This window comes from Gudongella ferriphila (genome assembly GCF_046224405.1).
Lineage (GTDB): Bacteria > Bacillota > Clostridia > Tissierellales > Tissierellaceae > Gudongella.
Genome location: NZ_JBJXRK010000005.1, coordinates 22630 through 46229, shown reverse-complemented (window position 1 = coordinate 46229; position 23600 = coordinate 22630). Strand labels below are relative to the sequence as shown.

19 protein-coding genes and 3 riboswitches are annotated in these 23600 nt (G+C 43.1%); of the genes, 3 read left to right on the top strand and 16 right to left on the bottom strand.

From position 1 onward, the window contains the following. Positions 1–2: 2 nt before the first annotated feature. The 4 genes from ACKVDP_RS05150 to ACKVDP_RS05135 form a co-directional block, all read right to left on the bottom strand. On the bottom strand, positions 3–845 hold the full coding sequence (locus ACKVDP_RS05150) for a protease complex subunit PrcB family protein (RefSeq protein WP_409227741.1): 843 nt from the start codon (positions 843–845) through the stop codon (positions 3–5). A 67-nt stretch (positions 846–912) separates the two neighbouring features. Continuing rightward, complete coding sequence (locus ACKVDP_RS05145) at positions 913–2535, bottom strand: amidohydrolase (RefSeq protein WP_409227740.1); 1623 nt, start codon at positions 2533–2535, stop codon at positions 913–915. Between the two features lie 53 nt (positions 2536–2588). After that, positions 2589–4031 carry an alanine/glycine:cation symporter family protein gene (locus ACKVDP_RS05140; protein ID WP_409227739.1) on the bottom strand — a complete coding sequence of 481 codons (1443 nt, stop codon included), beginning with the start codon at positions 4029–4031 and terminating at the stop codon, positions 2589–2591. A gap of 182 nt (positions 4032–4213) precedes the next feature. After that, positions 4214–4397, bottom strand: a riboswitch (Lysine riboswitch). A 176-nt stretch (positions 4398–4573) separates the two neighbouring features. Continuing rightward, positions 4574–6229, bottom strand: a complete 1656-nt coding sequence (locus ACKVDP_RS05135; protein ID WP_409227738.1) for a M20/M25/M40 family metallo-hydrolase — start codon at positions 6227–6229, stop codon at positions 4574–4576. A 408-nt stretch (positions 6230–6637) separates the two neighbouring features. Further along, positions 6638–6711, top strand: a riboswitch (cyclic di-GMP riboswitch). Positions 6712–6839: 128 nt separating this feature from the next. Between ACKVDP_RS05135 and ACKVDP_RS05130 the strand changes: the two genes are divergently transcribed. Beyond that, complete coding sequence (locus ACKVDP_RS05130; RefSeq protein ID WP_409227737.1) at positions 6840–7847, top strand: S-layer homology domain-containing protein; 1008 nt, start codon at positions 6840–6842, stop codon at positions 7845–7847. Positions 7848–7900: 53 nt separating this feature from the next. Here ACKVDP_RS05130 and ACKVDP_RS05125 read toward each other — a convergent pair whose 3' ends face one another. The 9 genes from ACKVDP_RS05125 to ACKVDP_RS05085 all read right to left on the bottom strand — a co-directional run bounded on the left by ACKVDP_RS05125 (position 7901) and on the right by ACKVDP_RS05085 (position 17500). Next, positions 7901–8458, bottom strand: coding sequence for a GGDEF domain-containing protein (locus ACKVDP_RS05125; protein WP_409227736.1), 558 nt, complete (start codon positions 8456–8458; stop codon positions 7901–7903). A 94-nt stretch (positions 8459–8552) separates the two neighbouring features. Next, positions 8553–9485, bottom strand: a complete 933-nt coding sequence (locus tag ACKVDP_RS05120) for a hypothetical protein (RefSeq protein ID WP_409227735.1) — start codon at positions 9483–9485, stop codon at positions 8553–8555. A 123-nt stretch (positions 9486–9608) separates the two neighbouring features. Next, a complete protein-coding gene (locus tag ACKVDP_RS05115; protein WP_409227734.1) occupies positions 9609–10586 on the bottom strand; it encodes a copper amine oxidase N-terminal domain-containing protein in 978 nt (325 codons plus the stop codon). Between the two features lie 126 nt (positions 10587–10712). Continuing rightward, positions 10713–11507, bottom strand: coding sequence for a mechanosensitive ion channel family protein (locus ACKVDP_RS05110; RefSeq protein WP_409227733.1), 795 nt, complete (start codon positions 11505–11507; stop codon positions 10713–10715). Between the two features lie 80 nt (positions 11508–11587). Continuing rightward, positions 11588–12379, bottom strand: a complete 792-nt coding sequence (locus ACKVDP_RS05105) for a tyrosine-protein phosphatase (RefSeq protein WP_409227732.1) — start codon at positions 12377–12379, stop codon at positions 11588–11590. Beyond that, a complete protein-coding gene (locus ACKVDP_RS05100; protein WP_409227731.1) occupies positions 12376–13119 on the bottom strand; it encodes a CpsD/CapB family tyrosine-protein kinase in 744 nt (247 codons plus the stop codon). The genes ACKVDP_RS05105 and ACKVDP_RS05100 overlap by 4 nt, the downstream gene beginning before the upstream one ends. 2 nt (positions 13120–13121) lie before the next feature. Further along, positions 13122–13796, bottom strand: coding sequence for a YveK family protein (locus ACKVDP_RS05095; protein ID WP_409227730.1), 675 nt, complete (start codon positions 13794–13796; stop codon positions 13122–13124). 33 nt (positions 13797–13829) lie between these two features. Next, complete coding sequence (locus ACKVDP_RS05090) at positions 13830–15656, bottom strand: polysaccharide biosynthesis protein (RefSeq protein WP_409227729.1); 1827 nt, start codon at positions 15654–15656, stop codon at positions 13830–13832. Between the two features lie 83 nt (positions 15657–15739). Next, on the bottom strand, positions 15740–17500 hold the full coding sequence (locus ACKVDP_RS05085; protein WP_409227728.1) for an S-layer homology domain-containing protein: 1761 nt from the start codon (positions 17498–17500) through the stop codon (positions 15740–15742). Positions 17501–17577: 77 nt separating this feature from the next. Beyond that, a riboswitch (cyclic di-GMP riboswitch) is annotated at positions 17578–17660 on the bottom strand. Between the two features lie 230 nt (positions 17661–17890). On the opposite strand from ACKVDP_RS05085, the gene ACKVDP_RS05080 reads away from it, so the two are divergent. Together ACKVDP_RS05080 and ACKVDP_RS05075 are read left to right on the top strand one after the other, a co-directional pair. Beyond that, positions 17891–20854, top strand: a complete 2964-nt coding sequence (locus ACKVDP_RS05080) for an S-layer homology domain-containing protein (protein WP_409227727.1) — start codon at positions 17891–17893, stop codon at positions 20852–20854. Positions 20855–21057: 203 nt separating this feature from the next. After that, positions 21058–22893: a sensor domain-containing diguanylate cyclase/phosphohydrolase gene (locus ACKVDP_RS05075; protein ID WP_409227726.1), complete on the top strand. Its 1836-nt coding sequence runs from the start codon at positions 21058–21060 to the stop codon at positions 22891–22893. 32 nt (positions 22894–22925) lie between these two features. Here the strand turns inward: ACKVDP_RS05075 and ACKVDP_RS05070 are convergent, their stop codons facing one another. From ACKVDP_RS05070 to ACKVDP_RS05060, 3 genes are read right to left on the bottom strand one after another with little or no spacing between them, the layout of a single operon-like run. Beyond that, positions 22926–23063: a YvrJ family protein gene (locus tag ACKVDP_RS05070; RefSeq protein ID WP_409227725.1), complete on the bottom strand. Its 138-nt coding sequence runs from the start codon at positions 23061–23063 to the stop codon at positions 22926–22928. Between the two features lie 49 nt (positions 23064–23112). Beyond that, the gene (locus ACKVDP_RS05065) at positions 23113–23331 is read right to left on the bottom strand and encodes a DUF2922 domain-containing protein (protein WP_409227724.1); all 219 of its coding nucleotides are present in this window, start codon (positions 23329–23331) and stop codon (positions 23113–23115) included. Between the two features lie 34 nt (positions 23332–23365). Then, positions 23366–23587: a DUF1659 domain-containing protein gene (locus tag ACKVDP_RS05060; protein ID WP_409227723.1), complete on the bottom strand. Its 222-nt coding sequence runs from the start codon at positions 23585–23587 to the stop codon at positions 23366–23368. Positions 23588–23600: the final 13 nt, after the last annotated feature.

Sequence of the window (23600 nt, the reverse complement as noted above, 5' to 3'; positions counted from 1 at the left end):
CTCTACCTGAAGCCCTCCACAGAAAAGTCATATGGCGGCTCTCCAAGCTCCTTCCTGTCAATCTCGATTGTTATTGTCTTGTAGGTTATGACCTGAGGGACAATGGTCCCAGGATCAGGCGGTGTGATTATAAAGTCCACCCTGAAGTGGTCCGCTTCCCTCCTTATGCTGTCAACCCGAATGGTATAGCCTGGGGTTGGAAATTCCTTTGTCACAACAAGTGTTACAACATTCTCAGACACCCTTGTTGTCACTTCCTCCTGGTTGCTGTAGTTCTGGGTTACCCCAAGGGTCATGAAACTTATATTCCTCCAATCCCTAATTGCAGACTGAGTTCTCTGCAGCACAATTATGGCTTCAGCCTGAGTCAGGTTCCTGCCCGGATTGAAAACGCTGTTGCTCTCCCCATTTATTATTCCTTCCCTGTGAAGAAGTCTAAGATTGTTCTGGGTCTCCATTTGAAGTGATGATACGTCCCCAAAGGGCATCTGGTGGTCCTGGGCCGGTCTCATCCCAATCTGGATCAACCTCTCACCTAAAATATCTGCCATTCCCCTTCTTGTCAGTGTACCTGGTGCCGCTATTCCATCAACTGTATAGCCGTTGTCCTTAAAAAGGGAGGCCGATGACAATGTAAAGTCAACTCTCGAAATGCTTCCATCAGGACTCAACCCCTTGAAATCCTCCTTGGCCAGATATGGAAAGTAGCGGGTCGTAAATTCATCACTTATCAGACTCTTGGACCAATGACCCTCCAGCTTTTCAGCCACTGCACCAAAGGCAGCAGGTCCAGATGCAAATATCAATGTAAAAGCCATTATTACAGAAATTAACCTTCTAAACATATTGAAATACTCCCCCTTCCCTACAGGCTTTATACCCATGGGAAAGGGAAGTATGGTTACATTTCTATTACAAAGAGAGAATCCTCCCTCCAAACACCGTCATATCCACCTTGACATCCTTTATATTGTCCGGATGGATTGCGAGAATGTCATCAGAAAGTACCGCCATATCAGCAAGATAGCCCTCCGAAATCATACCCTTGTCATTTTCCTCAAAGGATGCATACGCACCCTCCCTTGTGAAGCCATAGAGGGCCTCCTGTACCGTAATGGCCTGGTCAGGCAGCCAGCCTTCCTGAGGGTTTCCCTGGAGGTCCTTCCTTGTGACCGCCTCGTAGATTCCCTTCATTACATCAAAGGTCTCAACAGGCGCATCGGATCCGCAGGGGATGTGGATTCCCATATCCAGCATCCTTTTCCAGTTGTAGGAGGTCTTCTCCCTTTCCTCTCCAACCCTGTCCCTTACAATCTTCCAGTCGTAGTCCAGGAATATTGGCTGGATGTAGGCAAGGGCGTCCAATTCCCTGAATTTCTCCAGCAGGGGCAAATCAGTTATCTGGGCATGGACTATTCCATGTCTGTGGTCCTCTCTTGGCTTCTTCTCAAGAGCCTTCTCAATGGCTTCAAACGCCATATACATCCCCTTGTCGCCAATTCCATGGATTGCCACCTGACAATTCTCATCATGGGCCATCTGCACAAGCTTGTCTAGGTAATCCTGGGTAGCGGTTTCAATACCCCTGTTACCAGGTTCGTCCGAGTAGTCATCTACCATTGCAGCGGTTCTTGCCCCCAGGGAGCCGTCAATAAGGAGCTTCAATGGACCAATCTTAAAGCTCTCATCCCCAACCCCAGTCCTGTAGCCCTTATTCAAAAACTCCTCCAGTCTTTCCTTCTTGGGCAGAAGACATTGCTCGTATATCCTGACAGTGTTTTCTCCTGCCTGGACCAGGTCCCTGTAGGCCTTGATGACATTCTCATAGTCACTTCCAGGAAGTGCCTCAAAATCATCCGTACCCACTGAAGTGATCCCCATGGCATTGAGATCCCTTGATGCCTTTCTAATCATATCCTTTATCTCATCCAAGGTAGGTGAAGGGATGGAGTCATAGACAACCCTCATTGCATCCTCCCTGAAAATCCCATTGGGCACCCCATCATCGTCAAGGTCAAACTGTCCCCCTGGAATCTGCGGGGTTCCCTTTGAGATTCCCATGATCTCCAGAGCCTTTGAGTTTACTGTTAGGACATGACCGCAGGTTCTTGTTACGCATACGGGATGGTCCCTTGAGACCCTGTCCAGGTCATACCTTGTGGGGAATCTCTTTTCACCATTGAAGTAGTCGTGATTCCAGCCCCGTCCCCTGATCCATCTACCCTCTTCAAGAGAGCTTTGCTCCATAAAGTCCCTGGTCCTTTGCACCACATCCCCCACTGAATCCGCCCCGTTAAGGTCTGCCATTGTCAATGAGTAGCCGTAGCTTAACAGATGCATGTGGGAATCGTTAAAGCCCGGGACCATCATCCTTCCCTTAAGGTCAACCAGCTCAGTGTTCTCATCCTTCATAGAAAGGATTTCTTCATCCCTGCCAACGGCAACCACTCTGTCTCCTTTTATGGCGACGGCCTGACAGACAGTCTGTTCGTCATCCATTGTCACCACTTTTCCGTTATAAAAAATCAAGTCCATCGTTTACCTCCTTAAAATAAGCCCCAGAGCCATAGCTCCAGGGCATGTAATTTCTATCTCTTTGCTTCCTCGTAGAACACCTTGAAGTTCTTGTCGAAGTCTCCCTCGCCCATGTGTCTTCCCCTGTAGTCCTTCACAAGTGCAATGAAGGTCGGGCTCAGGATTAGTATTGCAATTACATTGACAAATGTTGGTATGGCCGATGTAAAGTCTGCAAACAGCCAAAGTGTGGCTCCCGGAACCTCCCCGAATACCGCAAGAAGAACCATTGCGATTCCTGGGATTGGATATGTCCACTTGTAAACATTTAGTATGGAATCCTTGGTCTTTGGATTCTTTCTGAAAAGGTGTCTCAGAAGTATCTCATAGTATGCATACCAGCCGGTTGTTGTTGTAAGACCGAAAAGGAACACTGAAACAGCTATGATATATCTTCCAAAGGTTCCAATTCCCATCTCAAATGCACTTAGGGTAAGGGTAGCTCCTGCTTCTCCCGATGACCAGGCTCCTGTCATGATGATTACAAGGGCGGTGATGCTGCACACGATGATTGTATCTATAAATACCTCGAAGGATCCCCAAAGTCCCTGTCTTACAGGGTGGTCGGTCTTTGCTGTTGAGTGGATCATAGGTGATGTTCCCCAGCCGGCTTCATTGGAGTAGACGCTTCTTGCCATACCCATCTGAAGGGCTCTTGCCACAGCCGCTCCGGCAAAGCCGCCAACCGCTGCTGTCCCACTGATTGCTCCCGTGAATATCTGTCCAAATGCCGAGGGGAGTGCTCCAATATTTGTTATGATAATGAACAGGCCTGCAATAACATAGAAGGTGGTCATGAAAGGTACCAGTCTTCCAGCCCACTTGCCCAGGCTTGGAATCCCTCCACTGATGATAATGTATACAAGCAGTATGTATGCTATGGATACTGCTAGCAGTGGAATCCCGAAGGTGTTTCCAACAGCCTCTGATACTGTATAGTTCTGCATTGTAAGAAAGAATGTGGAGAATATGCCTCCTCCAAATATAAATGCCATGATTGGCCAGCCCTTAAAGCCCTTCTCTATTCCAAGACCCTTCTCCATGTAGTAGGTAGGACCTCCGTAGGGATTGCCCTTCTCATCCTTGGATCTGTAGTATACAGCCAGGGTAACCTCAGCCATCTTGATCATCATGCCCACAAGTGCGGCAACCCACATCCAAAGGACCGCTCCAGGACCTCCTACGGCTATTGCTGTGGCAACTCCACCGATGTTTCCTACTCCTACAGAGCCTCCAATTGCAGTAGATACAGCCTCGAAGGGAGAAATGATTCCCTCTGCTCCAGCCTCTCCTTCATGCTTCTTGAACAGCTTTCCAAAGGTTTCCTTCCAGATGTAGCCGAACCTCGTGAATTGAAAAAATCCTGTAGCAACAGAAAAATAAAGTCCTGTTCCAAGTATTGTGACTATCAGTGGTAGTCCCCAAAGCCAGCCAACCAAGGTTTCCAAAAATGCCATAATATCCCTCCTAAATTTATCAAGATAATAAAATTATAAGCTCGTACTGTCACAAAGTAAAGTGCGATTTTTGTGAAAATTTAAAATTTTTTATCCAGTCAAAAAAACAAAAAACCTGACCGGTAAGTCAGGTGATTTTCCACATGGCGATGCCATAGATTACCCTCTCCCCTCTTGCTCTGGTGTGAGATAGCACAACATCAAGGTACCGAGCTTTGTACCAGGATGACAGTCCTGCACTTCTTAAATGCAGACCCAGCAGCAGACTTTGGTGTCTGAAGCTTCGGCGATCCCTCCTTTCCCAACATTTCACAGGATTCCGTCCTCCATGTTGGTACTGATAGTAACCGCGCCTCTACCTCACCTATAAGGGTGAGGATTTTTTTTGATTTTTATGATGATAACACGGGGGAATATTCTCTGTCAATAGAAAATTTTAAATATGTTGTTAAATTTTGAATTTAGGCACAACTTCTAAAACGTTTTCATTGACACATTTACTGGCACCAAAAGAGAAAAGCGCGGATTTCTCCGCGCATCTTCTATCCCAAAAGACTCTTTATGGTATTCAGTGTCATGTTTGTTACATTCTCGAAGGTGTACTTCATATGGACCCTTTCAGTGAACTTGTGACCGTCCTTGCCAAATGTTCCAATGTTTACCACTGGGACATTTATATCCATGATGTCATCAATGGGGTGGTTGTACTTTGTGCCCCATGAGGGCATGTTCTTCTCAAGGGCCACCAGCTCGTGGGGATCGTCCGACAGGGCCATAAAGCTTGAGTCTGAAATGTAGGGGTAGAACATCTTCACAACAATTGGCTTGTCCGAGTGCTCCTGCACAAGCTCAATTGATCCCTTTACAGATTCAAGCAGGGCCTTTTCCTTGTCCGTCTTGCCGGTCATCTCAATCCTTGATGAGAACAGGGACGAGTAGTAGATAATCACAACTGGAGACTTGTCCTGGGACCATTTCCAGGCCTCCTCTATTACAGCCACTGAGAAGTCCCTAAGGTCCATGGAAGGATTCTTCTCGTTTAGGTCAGCTGCAAAATTCCTGATTGCAAGCTTGAATTTTTCCCCGTGTATTGTTATGAGCTCATTGTAGAACTCCTCCCAGGTGTATACCCTGGTCTTGTATGTAAATGGCGTGTAGGTGTGTCCGCCCATCTGGCAGTATTTTCTGTAGGAAGCATCCATTCTCTGGAGCACCTCTTCAAATGCCTCCTCTGCCTTCTCCTTCATCTTAAGGATAACATCCTTTGGACTCATGCTGTGTGTAAAGAAATTGTAGTAGCTATAGGCTGCAAGGGGGGTCTGGACAGTGTAACCAACCTTGGTGTCAGTCTGCTTCAGGCTAGTTGGAGGCACTGTAACCTCACCCTGGGCCTCGTCGCAAAGCTCTGGATTAAGGTCGATCTTTCTTGTGATTTCAGCCACCAGGGTGTTCGGATTAAATCCTCCAAAGGAATCCCCTACGTGGGTCTCCTTTCCTGTCACATAGAAGGACGGCAGAAGCTTCCCTATTGTACCAAAGTAAACATATCTGTTTTCATCCTTCTTGTGGTATGGTGTGGAGTAATCAGCATTTATGGCTGCCACATACTCCAGATTATGCTCCTCTTTCCACTGCTTAAGTATTTTCAGGGCTGATATTATCCCGTGGGAGTTGTCCTCCTCGTCACACTCTGCAATTGCAATCAGGTTTCCGTCAAGCTCTCCCGGATTCTCGGCAAAATATTTTATAAGGTACATGTGTCCTGCAACACCGGCCTTCATGTCAAGGGCTCCTCGGCCAAACATGTACTCCCCTGATTCAATATCCTGAAGAACCTCCTGGGACACATTCATACCCCTTAGGACTTCCGGCAGTTTTTCTGGATCAAAGGCAGCCTTCCAGTTTGTTCCGTAGTCATCCACCCCTACGGTGTCAATGTGGCCCATTAGTATTACAGTCCTGTTTGATTCTCCCTTTGTTCCCTTTACAAGGGCGATTGCATTGTGCCTTGTGACCTCGTCGTTCAAGGTCTCCTGGAACACAACCTGACCTGGATTATTTTTGAAGTAGTCCAGATTCATGTAGTAGTCATAAATCCATTTGGCTACATCACTTTCTCCCCCTGCCCTTACAATACTTGGAATCTTTACAAGGTCTCTGGTGATATTTTTGACTTCATCAAAGCAATTTAAGTACATTGGCAACAACCTCCGTTAAAGTGTTATGGCTTAATTATGACACAGCTAAGATTGCTTTGCAAGATTAGCTGTGTCATAATAATTCACGATTCACAGTTCACAGTTCTCAATTAAAAGCCATTTAAGGGATATATTTTCAGGTCCAAGATCCTTAGTTTTCACTAATGATTACTGTTTGCTTGTCACTCTGAGTCTTGCGAAAAGTCTTGTACCCTGACTGGCATCTCTAACCAATTTTGCATAGTGAATTGAGAATTGTGAATTGTCTTTCCCCTTTTGTTACTTTTTTGTTACATTTAGTTTACATAATTGATTTTATTTTCCTTAGTGATATAATGAATGTGAAAAATGAATATTTATGATAACAAGTATGACAAATACACAAAGGCGAGTCCTTTTGTATACTGTCGCCGATAAAGGCAAACCTACCGTGAGGCAGGGACGCAAAGCTAGAGGGCCTGTAAAGGCAGCCAGCTACCGAAAGGAGAGTTTATGATGCAGGATTTTTCTGGCCTTTAATTGTATTTGTTTTTTGTTTGCTCATATGATATTAATACTAGTGAAGCTGAAATCACTTTCAGCCCATTTAAAAACTTTAGGAGGATACTAAATGAGAAAGATTCTTGGCCTTATTCTGGCCTTAATAATAGTTATACAGCCATTTACAGCAGAGGCAGCTGAGTTCAGGGACGTTAATTCCACAGACTGGTTCCGCGACAATGTATATGTTCTGGTAAGGGAAGGTGCCATTCAGGGTTATCCTGACAATACCTTCAGACCAAAAAACACAATGACAAGAGCAGAGTTCATAAAGTCTACAATGTCCATCCTTGGATACAAGGACATCCCATCAAGAGGGACGCACTGGGCAGACGGTTACATAGCTAAAGCCAAAAGTCTTGGGATTGTATGCAGCGAAACCTCTTCAAATCCGGACTCGGCAATATCCAGGTATGATATGGCAAGAATTGTATCAAATGTATTGGACTACCAGAACTACAGACCTCAAGCGGAGTTAACACAATACGAGCAGCTTATAAAGGATATGAGACAGGTAACATCCCTTGGAAATCCTGAGATCAAGGCAGCGGTCCTTAACTCGTATTCCAGTGGGATCCTTACGGGGTATGTGGATGGAGCCTTCAGGGGCGATGCCACCCTTACAAGAAGCGAGGCAGCTACAGTTCTTTTAAGAATCAAATACGAGCAGTACAGGTCCCTGCCAAAGGTAGACCTAAGCTCCAACTATGAGCAGAGGGTACTTGACCTGGTAAACGTGGAAAGATCCAAGGAAGGACTTTCACCACTTAAGATGCATGTGGAGCTTTCAAGGGTTGCATATGAAAAATCCAAGGACATGGCAATTTATGACTACTTTGCACATGAATCCCCAAACTACGGATCTCCCTTTGAAATGATGAAGGAGTTTGGAATCAGATACAGCTACGCAGGTGAAAATATTGCCATGGGCCATCCAACTCCTGAGGCGGTTGTAAAGGCATGGATGGAGTCACCGGGCCACAGACAGAATATCATGAACAGGAATTTTGGAAACATAGGAATAGGAATCTACAACGACAATGGAAGAATCTATTGGACGCAGATGTTTATAAATTAGAGCATACAAAAAGACCGGAAAAACACCGGTCTTTCATTATGCCTGCATATATTCTATCTATGCACTCTTCCAATCCCTTCAGCCTCGGAGCTCATTGCCAGTCTTTCAGTTTCATTCAGAAGCTCGTTGATGGGCTCATCCCTGTAGAGCTTAACTCCTATGCTGTATTTTATCCTTATGCCCATGGGGCTGATCTGCTTGTCGATTGCCTTTTTGAGTCTTTCAGAAACAACAGTTCCCTTGTTAGGCTGTATGTCAGGAAGAAGCAGAAGAAATCCACCATCCTCATATCTTCCAACAATGTCTACAGATCTTACTGATTCTGAAATTGCCTGACCCATTAGCTTGACTAGAACATCCATAGTGTCTCTGCCGTGTTCCTCCACAAGGCCTTTGAAGTCAGATATCCTGATAAGGAGCAGGCTCAAATAGGACTGGCCTCTGGCAGTTCTAACCGCCTCATACTCCAGCCTTTCATAAAGTGAACCCCTGTTGAGCAGCCCAGTCAACTTATCCCTTGGGTTCAGCTCCTCCATTTGATTCTTCAACCTCTTGTTTTCATCACGCAAATCCTGAATTTCCTTAAGCAGAACATCCTTTGACAATTCCATGGCACAACCTCCTCCTATAACCCTTAAAGGTATTATACCCATCACTTTACAGAGTTACCAGAAAAAATCCCCTCAATCGAGGGGATTCGGTAAATTAGTTAAAAGTTTCTCTCAGTTTTATTATCTCTACTCCATCATACTCTACTCGAACCTGAAATTCATCATCTTCAGCTTCAAACTTAACCTTGCCATCTTCTTCAATCTTGATCTTTTCATCATCGATTTTTGAATCCACGTAATCCACAATTACAAGGATTTCTTCCTCAAGATCATCATGGATCCATAGCTCACCTTTGTATGATTCGTCAATAGTATCATAATCCAAGTCATCATCCCAATAGATCATATCCTCCAGTAAATCCTGGATCTCGTCCTCTGCATCTCTTAGAATTTTGTAGTATCTAGCCATCAAGGTGTTATAATCATCATCAGAGCCTATCCTTTCATCTAGGATATCGTAATAATGTCTAGCACTTTTGACCAATCCAATATCCTCAATATCCAAATCCTCAAGACTCCTATACAGTCTGGTGAAATATCTTTCAGCTTGAGCTAATGCCTTTTCAAGAACCTTATCATCCCTGATCTCATCCAGGTCATCCTCAACATTGGAATATACCAGAACCTTGCCCATAAATACCCTTACACTCAATGGCTCAATTTTCCACATTGGCATTGGTTGACTGAACTCTCCATATTCATTAATGTTAACTGTTACATTGTTCAATTTAACCTTAAGCTTTGTATTTCCCTTGAAGTTTTCAAAATTTTGACCAGTCTTCAGGTCTATTTCTCCCTCAATCAATCCAACATTGCCATTCTCCATGGGAATTATTTTGATGTCTACATCATCCACAATTCCAGACATCACTTCCATTACATTCCCTGTTTTCTCCATGGCCTTGATCCTTGCAGGATTATTCAATGCATTGGGATTAGCATTTGGGCTTACTGCAAAAGCAGCTCCCCCACCAAGAATCAATACTCCCGCAAGTACAATTGCCAACCCGCGGTTTAAAACTTTCATTTTCAGGACCTCCTTTTTAAAATAACCTTTTGCATAATATAGATACCCATCACAATAAAGTAATATCATAACAGAGGTCAGCTGAAATATTATTGTAATATTCCAGCTGACAACAAGGAGAAACTATTCAGAAATTATCACGCTATTGTTTTCTGTTATTTCTACATGGGCCTGGAGAACCTGCTCTGCAAATGACAAAGGAACATAGGTGCTTCCTTCAACTATTACAGGTGCGGCTTCAAGCTTGATTAGCATTTTTGCAAAATTGTATACATTTCTTCCGATAGTAAGAGTTGACCAGTTTGGACCCCTTAGAACCTCAACGGATTTTTCCTCTCCATTCCAGGTAACTTCAAAGCCAAGTTCCTCTGCAACCATCCTTAGTGGAATCATCATTACACCTTCGTCAGTTGTTATGACCTCTTCTGTAAGGACTATGGCAGCCCCAGGCATTTCAGTCTCTCTTTCTGGCATCACAATGATCTTGTGTGGGTTTGTCTGACCTGGATGACTGGTCATGACTATTGAATAGAAGACAACAAGGTCCCTCTCATACAGGTCATCTTCCACAAGGGCATTCCCTTCAAAATCAACAATTTCTGTTTCATCTGAAATGTTCAGTACAAGGGAGCCATCTGCACTCAGAAGGTCCTCATCGAAGTACTCAACATAGGTTGAGTGCTGGCCTCCATCATGTAGAACCACTACGTCCGGTCCTAGAAGCGGTGGATAACTTAGAGCCATCACTGTGGTTTTGTGGTAGATCACGGAAACCTCCATACCTACCTGGATATCCTCCCTGCTTGCCTCTTCCATGCTATTTTCACTTAGAAGGAGCATGTCCTCGTGGATGTATGCATAGAGTACATCCAGTCCTTCTTCAACATCTCTTCTGACAAGTATCCTGAAGTAATCCTCTGTAGCGTCAATTTCCTCAACCTTTCCATCAAACCGAATATATTCAAATTCCTGGTCTTCAATGGGCGCTGATATTGGTACCACCTCTGCTTCCTCCATTTCGTTTGCAAAGGTCAATGAGCCTCCTGTAAGAACCATTGCAAGACTGAGTCCAACTGCTGCAATTCTTCTAGATCTAAACATTTGTTTTCCCTCCTCAATTATTCTGACAAGACCATTATAGCAAGCTGAGTCCTTCTAATGGTGACAGAAGAGTGACAAAGGGATTAAAAAACGGTTAACAAAAGAGCAGGTTTCCCTGCCCTATGTTTACTTCTCCATATGTATATCCATCTGTGGATATGGTATCGATATTTCTTCCTGGTCGAATCTTTTCTTCACCGTCTCGATGATATCAAAGTATACGGTCCAGTAGTCCGCTGCATTTACCCATGCCCTTACTGTGAAATCAACTGCGCTATCACCGTGATTGCTCATTCTGATAAAGCTTTCCGGATCCTTCAGTACAAGTGGGTGTGAATTTACGATATCCGTAAGTACACTCTTTACCTTGTCTCCGTCCTGCTCATAGCCAACCCCAAAGGTCCAGTCAACCCTTCTTGTATCCTTAATGGAATAGTTTGTAATGCTTGTGTTTGAAAGCTGTCCATTTGGAATGTAGATTACCTTGTTGTCAGGTGTCTTCAATGTTGTGTTAAGTATGTGGATGGCTTCAACCGTTCCACTGAATCCATTGGCTTCAATATAGTCACCAACCTTGATGGGTCTTACAATAAGGAGCAGAACCCCTCCTGCAAAGTTTGACAGAGATCCCTGGAAGGCTAGGCCGACAGCAAAGCCTGCAGCAGCAAGTACAGCTACAAATGACGATGTCTCAACTCCAAGAATTCCAATTACACTTATAACCAGAAGAACCTTAAGTATCCCTTCAACCAGAGACATCATAAAGGGCTTAAGTGTGTCATCCATCTTTGATTTTTCAACCTGCTTGCCAACCATACCTCCAATCCTTCTGATTACAGCAAGTCCAACCAAAAGTACTACAATTGCCAATGCCACGTTTTTTACAAATGGTATTACCATTGAGTTTAGTATATTTTCCATAAGCATCCCTCCTTGAACACCTATACCCAAAATCTGGGAAAATTAGCAAAGAAAAAAGGCCAATTCAGATATCTCCAAATTTAGCCTATTGATAAAAGTCCATTCATCAGACCATTTAATAATCCTCGTTTAACAACCGGTTCAGGGTTAATCTTATTGATAACCTTGTCTTGGATAAGCAGCTCAGGATTCTGATACACTATCCTAAAGTACCTTTCCTTTCCAACCTTGGTTTCAAGTAACTTCAGGCTATTCTTTACAATCGGTGACCTTCTCCTGTCAGAATGGCTATCTGTTCCAACAAAGTGAATCAGATTATATTTCAAAAGCGCAGCTGCTGTATTCATGACATCCTTGCCGTACATTCCAGTCATACTGTGAAGATTCAACTGGGCCATTGACCCCTTCTCCACCAAGGTATAAAGGATGTTTGGATTTCTAATTATTTTACTGTTTCTTTCGGGATGGGCAATAATTGGAATATAACCTTTTATCTGCATTTCATATAGAATGTCTTCTGTGTAATCTGGTACTTCATTTGCTGGCAACTCAATCAGTATATACCTGCTTCCTGCCAATGACAGAGCCTTCCCAGACTGTATGTTCTCCATAATGTCAGGTGATAGGTACAGCTCGTTGCCAAGCTCAATTTTCAAGTCTATTCCTTCCCTGTCAAGCATGTCTTCCAGCTCTGATTTCGCCATTTCCAGATCCTCAATTTGAGGGCCCTTTCCTTCCCCAAAATAATGGCATGTGGCAACTACCCTTTCAAAGCCATTTTCCACATATAGTCTGGCCATACTTAGGGACATTTCCATATCCTTTGAACCATCGTCTATTTCAGGAAGAATGTGGGAATGTAAATCAATCATCTGTTTCGCCTCTTCTTTCTGTCCCTTCTATCAAGCTCTTCCCCATAATATTGATTGTACTGATAATATTTATAGTTATAGTACTGGTTCCCCTTGACAGGAATCTTGTTTAGTACAACTCCCAGTATTTTAGCGTTTACCTGATTTAAAAGCTCAGTTGCATGATTTGCAACCTCAGTTTGAGTTTGGCCCACCTCAAGTACCAGTATGGTTCCATCGCTTATGGTCGAAATTATTGCACTGTCAGTGACCAGTCCGATGGGAGGACTGTCAAGGATAATATAGTCATAGGACTCCTCAAGGCTTTCAAGGAATTCCTTCATCCTATTGGAGCCAAGGAGCTCCGCAGGATTCGGTGGTATGGGACCGCTGGTCAATACATCAAGGCTGCTTACTCCCTTGACCTTCTTAAACCCTTCCTCTCCTTCAATTTCTCCCATAAGGTACCTGGTAAGACCGTCGAGATTCGTAACTCCAAATAGCTTGTGAAGCCTTGGCTTTCTCATGTCGCAGTCAACAATCAAGGTTTTCTTGCCAGACTCCGCCAATGAGAATGCAAGGTTAGCACTAACCGTTGATTTACCCTCCCTTTGGCTTGGGGATGTTACGGTAATTGATTTTATGTCCTTATCTATATTTGCATACTGTATATTTGTCCTTAAGGTCCTAAATGCCTCTGAAACAATGGACTTTGGATCCTCTAGGGAGAATAATCTTTCAGTTCTTTTTTTTCTAGCCATTTTTAGTCCTCCACCATAGGTATAGATCCAATAACGGGCAGTCCAAGGTGCTTTTCAACATCCTCGGGAGTCTTGATCGTTGTATCCAGAAACTCAATAAGAAATGCTATGAATACCCCCAACATAACCGCAAGCACACCAGCTATTGCAATGTTCATCAGTGGCCTTGGCTGAATCGGCGCTGTAGGAACCTGGGCCGTGTCTATAACCTGGATATTTTCAACCTTCATGATTTCCTGCACCGTCTCCATGAATACCTCTGAGGTCTCATTGGCAATTTCTGCAGCCAAAACAGGGTCAGTGTCAATTACTGAGATTCTTATTATTTCAGTGTCCTTGACAAGGCTTACATTAAGCTTTTCCCTCAACTGATTGTATGTCAGTGAAAGTCCCATGTTTTCAATAACCCTGTCTGCCACAGTCCTTGTCTTTATAAGCTCTCCGTAGGTTGAAACAAGTCTTTGGTTAAGTAGAAGCTCATTATATTCCAGCTTGTTTTCAGTGACATAATCCTTAGGTCTTCCAACCATCAATGTGGTGTTGGCCTGATACTGCTTGTCAAGTACGTAAAAGCTTACTACTGCACTTATGGCAAGGGATAATATAAGCAGTATTATTATCATTCCCATTCTCTTCTTAAGTATATAATATATTTCCCGTAAACTTATTTCTTCCATAATGGTACTTCCTCCTAATTAAAGACTTACAAATCATTTCTTATAGGGTATATAGCCCTCAACAAATCCTGCCAGGTATTCCTTAAGACTTTCAGAATCATCCCGATCAAGATATTTTCTCAATCCGTCAACCCTTTCAATTATCTCATCAAACTTGCAGCATTCAGTTCCTTCAATATAGATCTTTTCATGCCTTGTCTGCTCAATATCAGGACTCTCTATCAACAACTCCTCGTATAACTTCTCTCCAGGCCTTAACCCAACAATATCGATAGGTATGTCCTTATGAGGTTCATAGCCGGATAGCTTAATAAGGTCCGTAGCCAGGTCAATAATCTTAACAGGTTCTCCCATATCAAGGACAAAAATCTCTCCACCCTTTGCCATGGCCCCTGCCTGAAGCACCAACTGACAGGCTTCTGGGATTGTCATAAAGTATCTTATAACTCTTGTATCTGTAACGGTTACGGGACCGCCATCCGCGATCTGTCTCTTGAAAAGTGGAATGACGCTTCCATTGCTTCCAAGGACGTTCCCGAATCTAACTGCCACAAAGTCCGTTTTGCTTACATCATTATACGCTCTGACAATCTTTTCTGCAACCCTTTTGGATGCACCCATCACATTTGTTGGATTTACTGCCTTGTCAGTAGAAACGAGAACAAACTTTTCAACATTGTACTTGTCTGAAGCCCTGACAACATTCAAGGTGCCAAATACATTGTTCTTGATGGCTTCATCGGGACTTCTTTCCATCAATGGCACATGCTTGTGCGCTGCTGCGTGGAAGACAATCTGTGGCCTTATCTTCTCAAAGGCCTTGTCAATGGCAACCTTGTCCCTTACCGAGAGTATAATCGCTTCAAAATCCAAGGCGAATGTGCTTCTCTTTAGCTCCTGTTGGAAGTCGTACAGGGCGTTTTCATATACGTCAACAAGAATAAGCTTCCTGGGCTTATACTTGACGACCTGTCTTGCCAGCTCAGATCCAATGGATCCACCGCCCCCTGTTATCATGACAACCTTGCCATTGACAAAGCCTGTCAGCTCCTCAAGATCAAGCTTGACCTCCTCCCTGCCCAGCAGGTCTTCGATCTGCACATCTCTAATATTGGAAATGCTGACCTTGCCTCCAATGAGCTCGTACATCCCAGGGAGTATTTTTGTTTTAGCCCTTGTATTCTTGCAAATGTTGATAATTTCCTTTCTATCCTTGTTGCTGGCCGATGGTACTGCAATTATGATTTCATCTACCTTAAGCTTTTCTGCTGATTCCTGAATTGAGGATCTCCCTCCAATAACCTTAACACCATTGATGACGCTTCCAATCTTGTCAGGATTATCATCAATAAAAGCCACAGGAACCATTGAAAAGTCCTTGTGGTTTCGAAGCTCTTTAAGTATCATGACCCCAGCTGCACCAGCACCAACTATCATTACCCTCTTCAATCCCTTGTTCCTGGAAAAGCCCGACTTGAGTCTTCGTATGCTTCTATAGGCAAACCTTACTCCTCCAATTAGGATCAGCTCAAATATGCCTATGCTCAAGAACATGGAGTTAGGCAATTGGTCTCCCGTTAATGCAATAGCTATCATTGTGGCTAGGTTTGCGATTGACACTCCAAAAAAGATTTCAATCAACTCATCTATACTGGCAAATTCCCAAAGACTTCTGTAAAAATTAAATAAATAAAAAATTGCAAGCTTAAGCAGGGTAACCGGTATCACCCTGCTTAAATAGAAGTCCAGGTATCCATCATAGAAAATCGAGTCAAATCTAGTGTACAGGGATAAAAAGAAAGCAAAGCTTATTATCATTGTGTCTGCAAAAACAAGTGTTGCAACTCTTCTTGTTTTCATATTATACACTTCCTTAAGTACGATTAAAAATTCAATGCTATAGAACCGGGCAAGCCCGGTCTATAGCTTGTATTTACTACTAATTAATGATTTACAGTTACTGTGAATGTCAAATCTCTTGACCCGTCAGTTACAACTACCTCAAAGACATCTCCAAATACATTGAAATGCTGCTCAGTTATTGTATGCGTAAATTCGTAATTCAAAGTACTTGAATAGCCAGTTGGAACATCTGTGGTGTTTTCATTGATAAACTGAATGTTTACACTTGAATTGTCCAAGGATGTTACGGATTTGATCTTAACTTCCTTATCAAATTCAGCAACGATAATGTATTCTCCATTTTCTCCCTCATTGGTAAACTCAATAGTGATGTCATTCCCTGAGATAGATGCTTCATCTCCGTTTAATGTAGCTCCAAGAAGTCTTGGTGAAACATATGAGGATCCACCACCACCGCCACCACCTGATGTTGTGGTTTCTTTTTCAACTGTGGCGGTATCACCTGCATCAACCTCTTCTTCTCCTGCCATTACTCCCTCAACGCCTTCAGCAGCAGTAACCTCTGTTCCTTCAGTGACCACAACTACATCATCAGCATTGGCTTCCACAGCTTCTACTGAGCCTTCGCCTTCAACAGCTGTCCCTGCTCCGTTTGCAACTACAAGGCCAACCTTTCCATCCTTTTCAACAGTGATCAATGCATTTACAGCGGATTCAGCTGTTTCAATCTCCTCTACCTCGCCATTGACCTCAACCGCTGATTTGGCTCCTGACAGAACCACCTTTTCAACAGTTGAGTCCTTGTCGATAACCAGTTTTGATTCTTCGCCCATTACCTCTGAAGATGAGATTGTTGCCGCTCTGGCCCAAACAGTAATGTCCGGTGCATTCACAACTATATTCTCAAATGTTCCTTCAATAATTACATCATCCTTGCCATCTATAAGAACAGTGCCTACGTCACTTCCATCCTCTGCGAATATCCTAACCTCTCCATCTACCTTCGCCACAGTTATGGTTCCTATTGTGGATCCTCCCTTTATTATTACTGATTCAGCTCCTCCACCTCTGACAAGAAGCCTGCCTTCAACATTTACACCATCAAGTGTTACTGCTCCATCTCCAACTCCATCTCCAATGATGACATCCCCAACTACTGTTGAGTCGGTCAAAACAACACCAGGAGAATTTTTCATTAGGTTTCCTTCAACATCTATGGAATACTCTCCTGCTTCACTGATATATTCCTTGATTGTATTGTACATAACCTGAGCAAATTCTGCTCTTGTAATATATCCCTGTGGATTCAGCATACCGTTTGATCCCTGGATATACCCATTGTTTACCAGAGCATAAACCTCACCAGTCGCCCATCCAGATATCTCAGATAGGTCTGTAAATCCATCTGGTGCAACATCAGATTCTCCAAGGTTCAATGCCCTTGCGATAACAGCAAATGCCTGTTCCCTTGTTATTGGGTCATTTGGATTAAGCTTGCTTCCACTGCCCTGGAAAGTTCCCATTGCAACAGCCTTGGCCATATCCAAGAAGAACCAGTCAGAAGCAGTAACATCATCATATTCTGCCAATACCGCTACCTTCTCGGCTCCAAATGCTCTGTTGATTACAGCAGCCATCTGAGCCCTTGTCAGGTTCTCCTGTGGCATAATCTTGCCATTGGCACCATTAAGTAAACCGTTGTCCACTGCGCTTTGAAGTGCAGCTGTTGACCAATCATCTGGCATGTCGCTAAAAGTTGTCGTTTCGGCATAAGCACCCACTGGCATCATACTTAAAACCATAACCAATGAAAGTGCAATTACCATCCATTTCTTTAACATGTAACCCCTCCTTAAATTATGTGCTTCCTTTAGATATAGAAAATTGTATCTCAAAGGATACAATTAAAAGGAACTTACCAAGCAGCCCGGCTGCCATGGAGTTTCCTTTAGGCCCGTAGCTTTGCGTCCTTACCTTTCAATAAGTTTGCCAAAATATATAATTTAACCCAATTGTAACATACTATTATAACAATTGGAACCTATTCCCATTCGGTTGTTCCTAATTTTTTTGCTTTATTTTGCCTCCAGCTCATCATTAATTTCAATCATAGTTACCATATTGTACAGACATTCCCTTTCCCTACTGTTTAACCCAATTGTAATATCTTTAGCCCCATATTTAATGTATAATACATTTATAAGGAATAAAGAACAAGGAGGATTGATTCCATGAAAAGAATATTGTCTTTAGCCCTTGCATTAACAATGCTTCTGGGTTTGGCAGCACCAGTTTCAGCAGCAAGCCCCTACCAAAAGGAGGGTGAATTCCTTAAGGATCTTGGAGTACTCCAGGGTGACCTTCAGGGAAACCTAATGCTTGAGCAGGGTCTTACAAGGGAGCAGATGGTGGTACTTATTTCACGGCTTTACGGACAGGAAGATGAAGCTGAGATTTATTCAGGTTCACACAACACTTTCTTCGATTTAAAACCTGAGCATAAGTTCTATATTCCCTACATCCTTTGGGCCAAGAATCAAAATCTCATATCAGGATACAATGATGGGACTTTCGGCATCAAGAAAGGAGTTACTGTCCACGAATTCCAAACAGTCCTGCTAAGAGCCCTTGGCTACAACGAGGAAGCAAAGGACTGGCACGGTGTACCTACTCTAGCTGAAAATCTTGGAATTATGAAAGGACTTAGCTTTTCAAAGGATGCCACACTCAATAGAGGACAGGTGGCTGCAATGATTGTAAATGCACTCGCAATAGAAGTCAAGGGGAAAACTACTCCCCTTGCTGCTATGCTCGGACTTAATCCTATCGACATTACGGAGTCCATGGTAATAAAAAACAACAAGGTCACATTCAGCGGAAGGGTACATGACGATGAAGTGGATGAACTCAGACTTAACATAAGACCAAAATCCACCTCCCAGGGAAGCTCACAGGACTTTGACATCCCACTGGACCTTGACGGAGACTTCAGCTTTGATGTTGACGGTCTACTACTGGGAGAGTACGAATACAGATACTACACCGAAACAAAGGCAACATCATATAAATCATTCAGAATATCCAATGTTAAATTCGATCTGACAGATGCCTACGCAGACAACCTTAAGGAAATAAAGCTGGAATTCAACAAGTCTGTTGACACTACACTTGCAGGTTCAACCTACAACTATTCAACCAGCGCGGGAACAATCAACAGGGTAAGGTTTGAAGACAGCGACAGGACAATTGTACTGGTACTTAACGGAACCATGACTGACGGAAACCAATATACAATCAAAGCTTCAAACATACTTTCAGAATCAGGAGAAGCACTGGATGTGAATGAAGCCTTCGGAGCATTGGATAATGAAGCTCCCAAAGTCACCGGAATAGATGTTCTTGGCTACAAGGGAATAAGGATATACTTCTCAGAGCCAATCAGAACAATCCCAACGATGAACAACTTCAGCTTCAACACCTCAAACACCCTTGGAAATCCGGTGCTTAAGGACAACCACATTACACTTAGCTACAGCTCAGCAAGTACGGTTCTCTCTTCAGGAACATATTCAATTGAGACTTCCGGACTTGAGGACTATTCAGGTAAGAGAATGAATGTAGATTACAGACAGTTCAAGGTTGACAGGGACACAGTTCCTCCTGAGGTTGACAGCATTAATGTGACCACAGAAAGGGTGACGATTATTTTCTCAGAAAACATCGACCCAACAGGTACAATGATGGGAAGCAATATCTTCCAAAGGGAAGGGACCAGTATCAACTATGCTGATGAGATATTGATAGATGGAAATAGGGTGATCGGACTGTTTGAGAAGCAGCCCCTACCAACTAAGGAAATTTCACTTTATGTCAACACTTTCTCAGACTACTGGGGAAACAGGATGGAAATCAAGGAGTTCAGAGTTACTCCAAAGGATGAAACAGTTGATCCGCAGGTATTAAGTGCCATTGTCTCAGAGGATGGCAGGACAATAAGGGTCACCTTCAACAAGAATGTGGTGGCGGATGATACCTCCTACTACAGCCTGAGGGATTCTGCAGGAAAGAATATCTTCATAAGACAGGTGACAGGCTCCGGAAGGGAATATGTCCTTGAGCTGTATACAACACTTCCTGCGGGAGACCTAAGACTTGACATAACAGGGGTTAAGGACCTGTCAGGAACCACAATCAAGGACTACAGGACCACTCTTCAGATGAAAGACCTTGAGAGACCAAGACTTCTAAATTACACAGGATACGGCAATGTAATCGTAATGGAATTTGACAAGGAAATGGATAGACAAAGTGTAAGCTACATCTCAAACTATGTGATGACCTTTGACGGATCGGAGCTTCCGCTTTCATCAGGAACAAACATATACCTTAATGATACAGGAAAGACACTAACCCTAACACTTCCTGATACCATCTCCGGTAAGGAGACCATGGTAGGAATGAAGAACAATCTCACCAAGCTTGAGGTTGTGGGACTAAGAAGCAAGGCAGGAAACCTTACAAACCCCCTTCTTTTAAGCCTGGAATTTGACGAAAGCTCGACAGGTGAGGCTAGGGTTGTGGATTACTACAGTTCAATACCAGGAAAACAGGCTATTCTATCTGAGCCGGAGGTTGTGAAGGTGAAATTCAACATGCCTATCATCCAAGCGGATGTTGAGGACTTTGATTTCAACGGTATTTCCATCTCAAGGGTCATAGCCGATGGAACAAATGTAGTTACAATAATCCTGGGGGAATCGGTAACCTGGATTGAGGATGGAGATGCTTCCATAGTAAGAAGAAACGAAATCCGAACGTCGATTGATACAGGAGTTGCCTACGGAGGCTTCAATGTTCATGACGAAGTGTCGCCAATGCTAGTAAGCAACAGGGTTGATATCAGAAACGGCAGCCTGGAAATTGAATTCAGCGAGGACCTTGAGGATGACGGAGCGAGCCTTTACAGAAGGGATCTTGAAGTGATCAGACTTGCTGACAACAGAATCCTCAGTGAGGATGAGTATTCCACCTCCCTCTTGTCAAGCTACCCTGACACCATTGTAATAGCAATCAAGAACAAATCTATCCAGTCGGAATATGCAGTTAGGATCATTGACTCACCGTCATATATAAGGGACCTTTCAGGAAACCTTGTATTGCCATCATCACCAATTCAAACTAGAGACACCCTATAGGTGCTCCAATCCTTATAATGTTTCAAAGAGACGTCAACCATTAACACTGGTTGGCGTCATTTTTAGTTTTACAAAATTCATGACAACCATTTGACATTTTTGTAAAAATATAGTGAATCCCCGAGGAATTAACAGTATAATGGTAATAACACATTTATTTTTTCCAATCACAACTTTAAATTGTACTCTGGGGAGGAAATCAAATGAATCCGAATGAATATAAAACCATTACACCAAAAGATCATCCAAATGGGTATAGCAAGGACACCCTTTTCGGACAGTCCTCTATGTTCCATGCAATACTCAATTCAACAGAGGATATGATATTCTTTAAAAATAGGGATGGAGTATACATACACTGCAACCAGGCATATGCAGATCACCTTGGAAAATCCATTGATGAAATTATGGGACTTAGGGAATATGATTTGCATAGACCTGAAATAGCTGCAAGGTTTGTAGATGAGGATAGACAGATACTCCAAACCCTCCAGTCTCAAAGATATGAAATCTGGGGCAGGAAATCGTCTGGAGAAAGGGTTAAGCTTGAAATCATCAAATCGCCGTATTTTGATGATAATCATAATATAGTAGGAATCGTGGCAATAATCCGTGACATAACAAAACGTCACAATGTTGAGCTTGAACTAAGCGAGAGCAAGAGATATCTAAGAGCCATCCTGGAAACTTCTCTTGATGCCTTTTGGGTGGTGGACAAGGATGGTAATTTCTATGATTTTAATTCTGCATTCTGTGAAATGAGTGGTTATTCAAGAGAAGAGCTTTTGAAAATGAATATTGAAGATCTTGAAATTACCGAGAACAGAACAGCTATAGAGAAGCGAATTAATAGGATCCTTACAGAAGGAAAGGACAGATTTGAAACAGTACATAGGAAAAAGGATGGCGCCACCTATGACATTGAGATAGTTTCCTCTCTTTTTGACAGCGACCATTCCCTTGTTGTTGGATTTGCCAGGGACATATCCCAAAGCAAAGAAGAATCAAAGAGGATTAGTTTCCTTAGTTTCCATGATCACCTGACAGGGCTTTACAACAGGCGCTATATTGAAGACTCAGTCAAGAGACTGGATACCAAAAGAAACTATCCCTTTACAATAATGACGCTGGATGTTAATGGCCTCAAGCTTACAAATGATGCGTTTGGGCATCACACTGGCGACCAGGTTCTAGTGTCTGTATCGGAAGCTATAAAGAAGGTCTGTCGTGAGGATGATATAATTGGAAGGACCGGAGGAGATGAATTTATCATTTTGCTACCAAAAACCGATCGCTCTGATGCAGAAAAAATAAAGAAGAGAATCGAGAAAACAGCCACTGAAGCTGATCTTGACTCAGTACTTGTTTCAGTGGCTATTGGGTACTCAATCAAAAATCATCCAGATAAGGATATACAAGAAGTTATGAAGGAAGCGGATTCTATGATGTACCGGAACAAGCTCAAGGATGGAAAGTCCTTTAGAAGAAAGACCATTGAGCTCATATTGGACAATATTAATAAGAAATACGGTTTGGAAATGTATCACACGAGAAAGGTCTCAGATTACAGCAGACAGCTAGCCCTTGCAATGGGCTATGGTGGAAGGATAGCTGATGATGTTCAAAAGGCGGGAGAACTGCACGATATTGGAAAGATAATCCTTCCTGCAGAACTTTTAAACAAACCTGAGCCCTTGAATCAATCAGAATTTGAGCTTATCAAACAGCACCCTGAGGCCAGTTATCAGATTTTAAAGAGCACAGACGAATACGCTTATCTTGCGGAGATAGTCCTCCATCATCATGAGCGATGGGATGGCACAGGATATCCCGAAGGTCTGAAGGGAGAGGAAATACCACTCCTGTCAAGAATCATTGCGGTTTCAGACACCTATGAAGCATTGACAGGGGAAAGACCCTACAAGGAACCATTGGAAAGGGCTTCAGCAATCCAGATACTCAACCAATCTGCAGGGACACAGCTTGATCCTAAAATGGTCAAGGTTTTTGTGGAAGAGGTACTATCACAAAAGAGTTGAAAGCTTGAAATTCAAGCTTTCAACTCTTTAGTTTATTTTGCTATTACATTAGCCAGTTCAGTGATGCTCTTTGTGAGCTCGTCCAGCTTCCCTTCTATCCTGACCAGAAGATAGACTGAGATAACAATTGGAAACCCAAGATTGGCAACACTGGAATAGATATCCTCCACCTCTTCACCCCCTTGCTGGATATGGAAAAAGGGCCCTGAGGCCCTATTTCTAAACTGTCATCTCATCAACTGTAGTGGTTACAACCCTTGCTCCCACTTTTTCGACCAAATCGCCGTTTCTAGACTGAAAAATCCCAGCACCAAGAAGTGTATCCATTACTGCAAAAACCTCCATGTCCGTAATATCAGCTCTTGGTTCATTGATGCTGATCCTGTAATTCTTGTTCTGATCATCCAGAAAGTCCATTTCTAGCTTTGTCTTTACCATCCTTTCACCCCCTTGTTAGAAAAGCCTACGTTTACTAAACATTTGTGATTACAGATTCCTCCACCTTCTTGACCTTCATAAGTGGAAGCTCCTGCAGTCCTGCCAATGCCTCTCCAGATGCATGGATATTGTCATCCGTAGCATCCAGCTTGACATTGCTGTAGGATTTTGAAGAAATCCTCTGTTTGCCGTCTACCATCCCGGCATCCAGCTCAAGCTTCAAGGTTCTCTTTTCCGCCATAACTTCTATCGCCATTGTCTCACCTCCC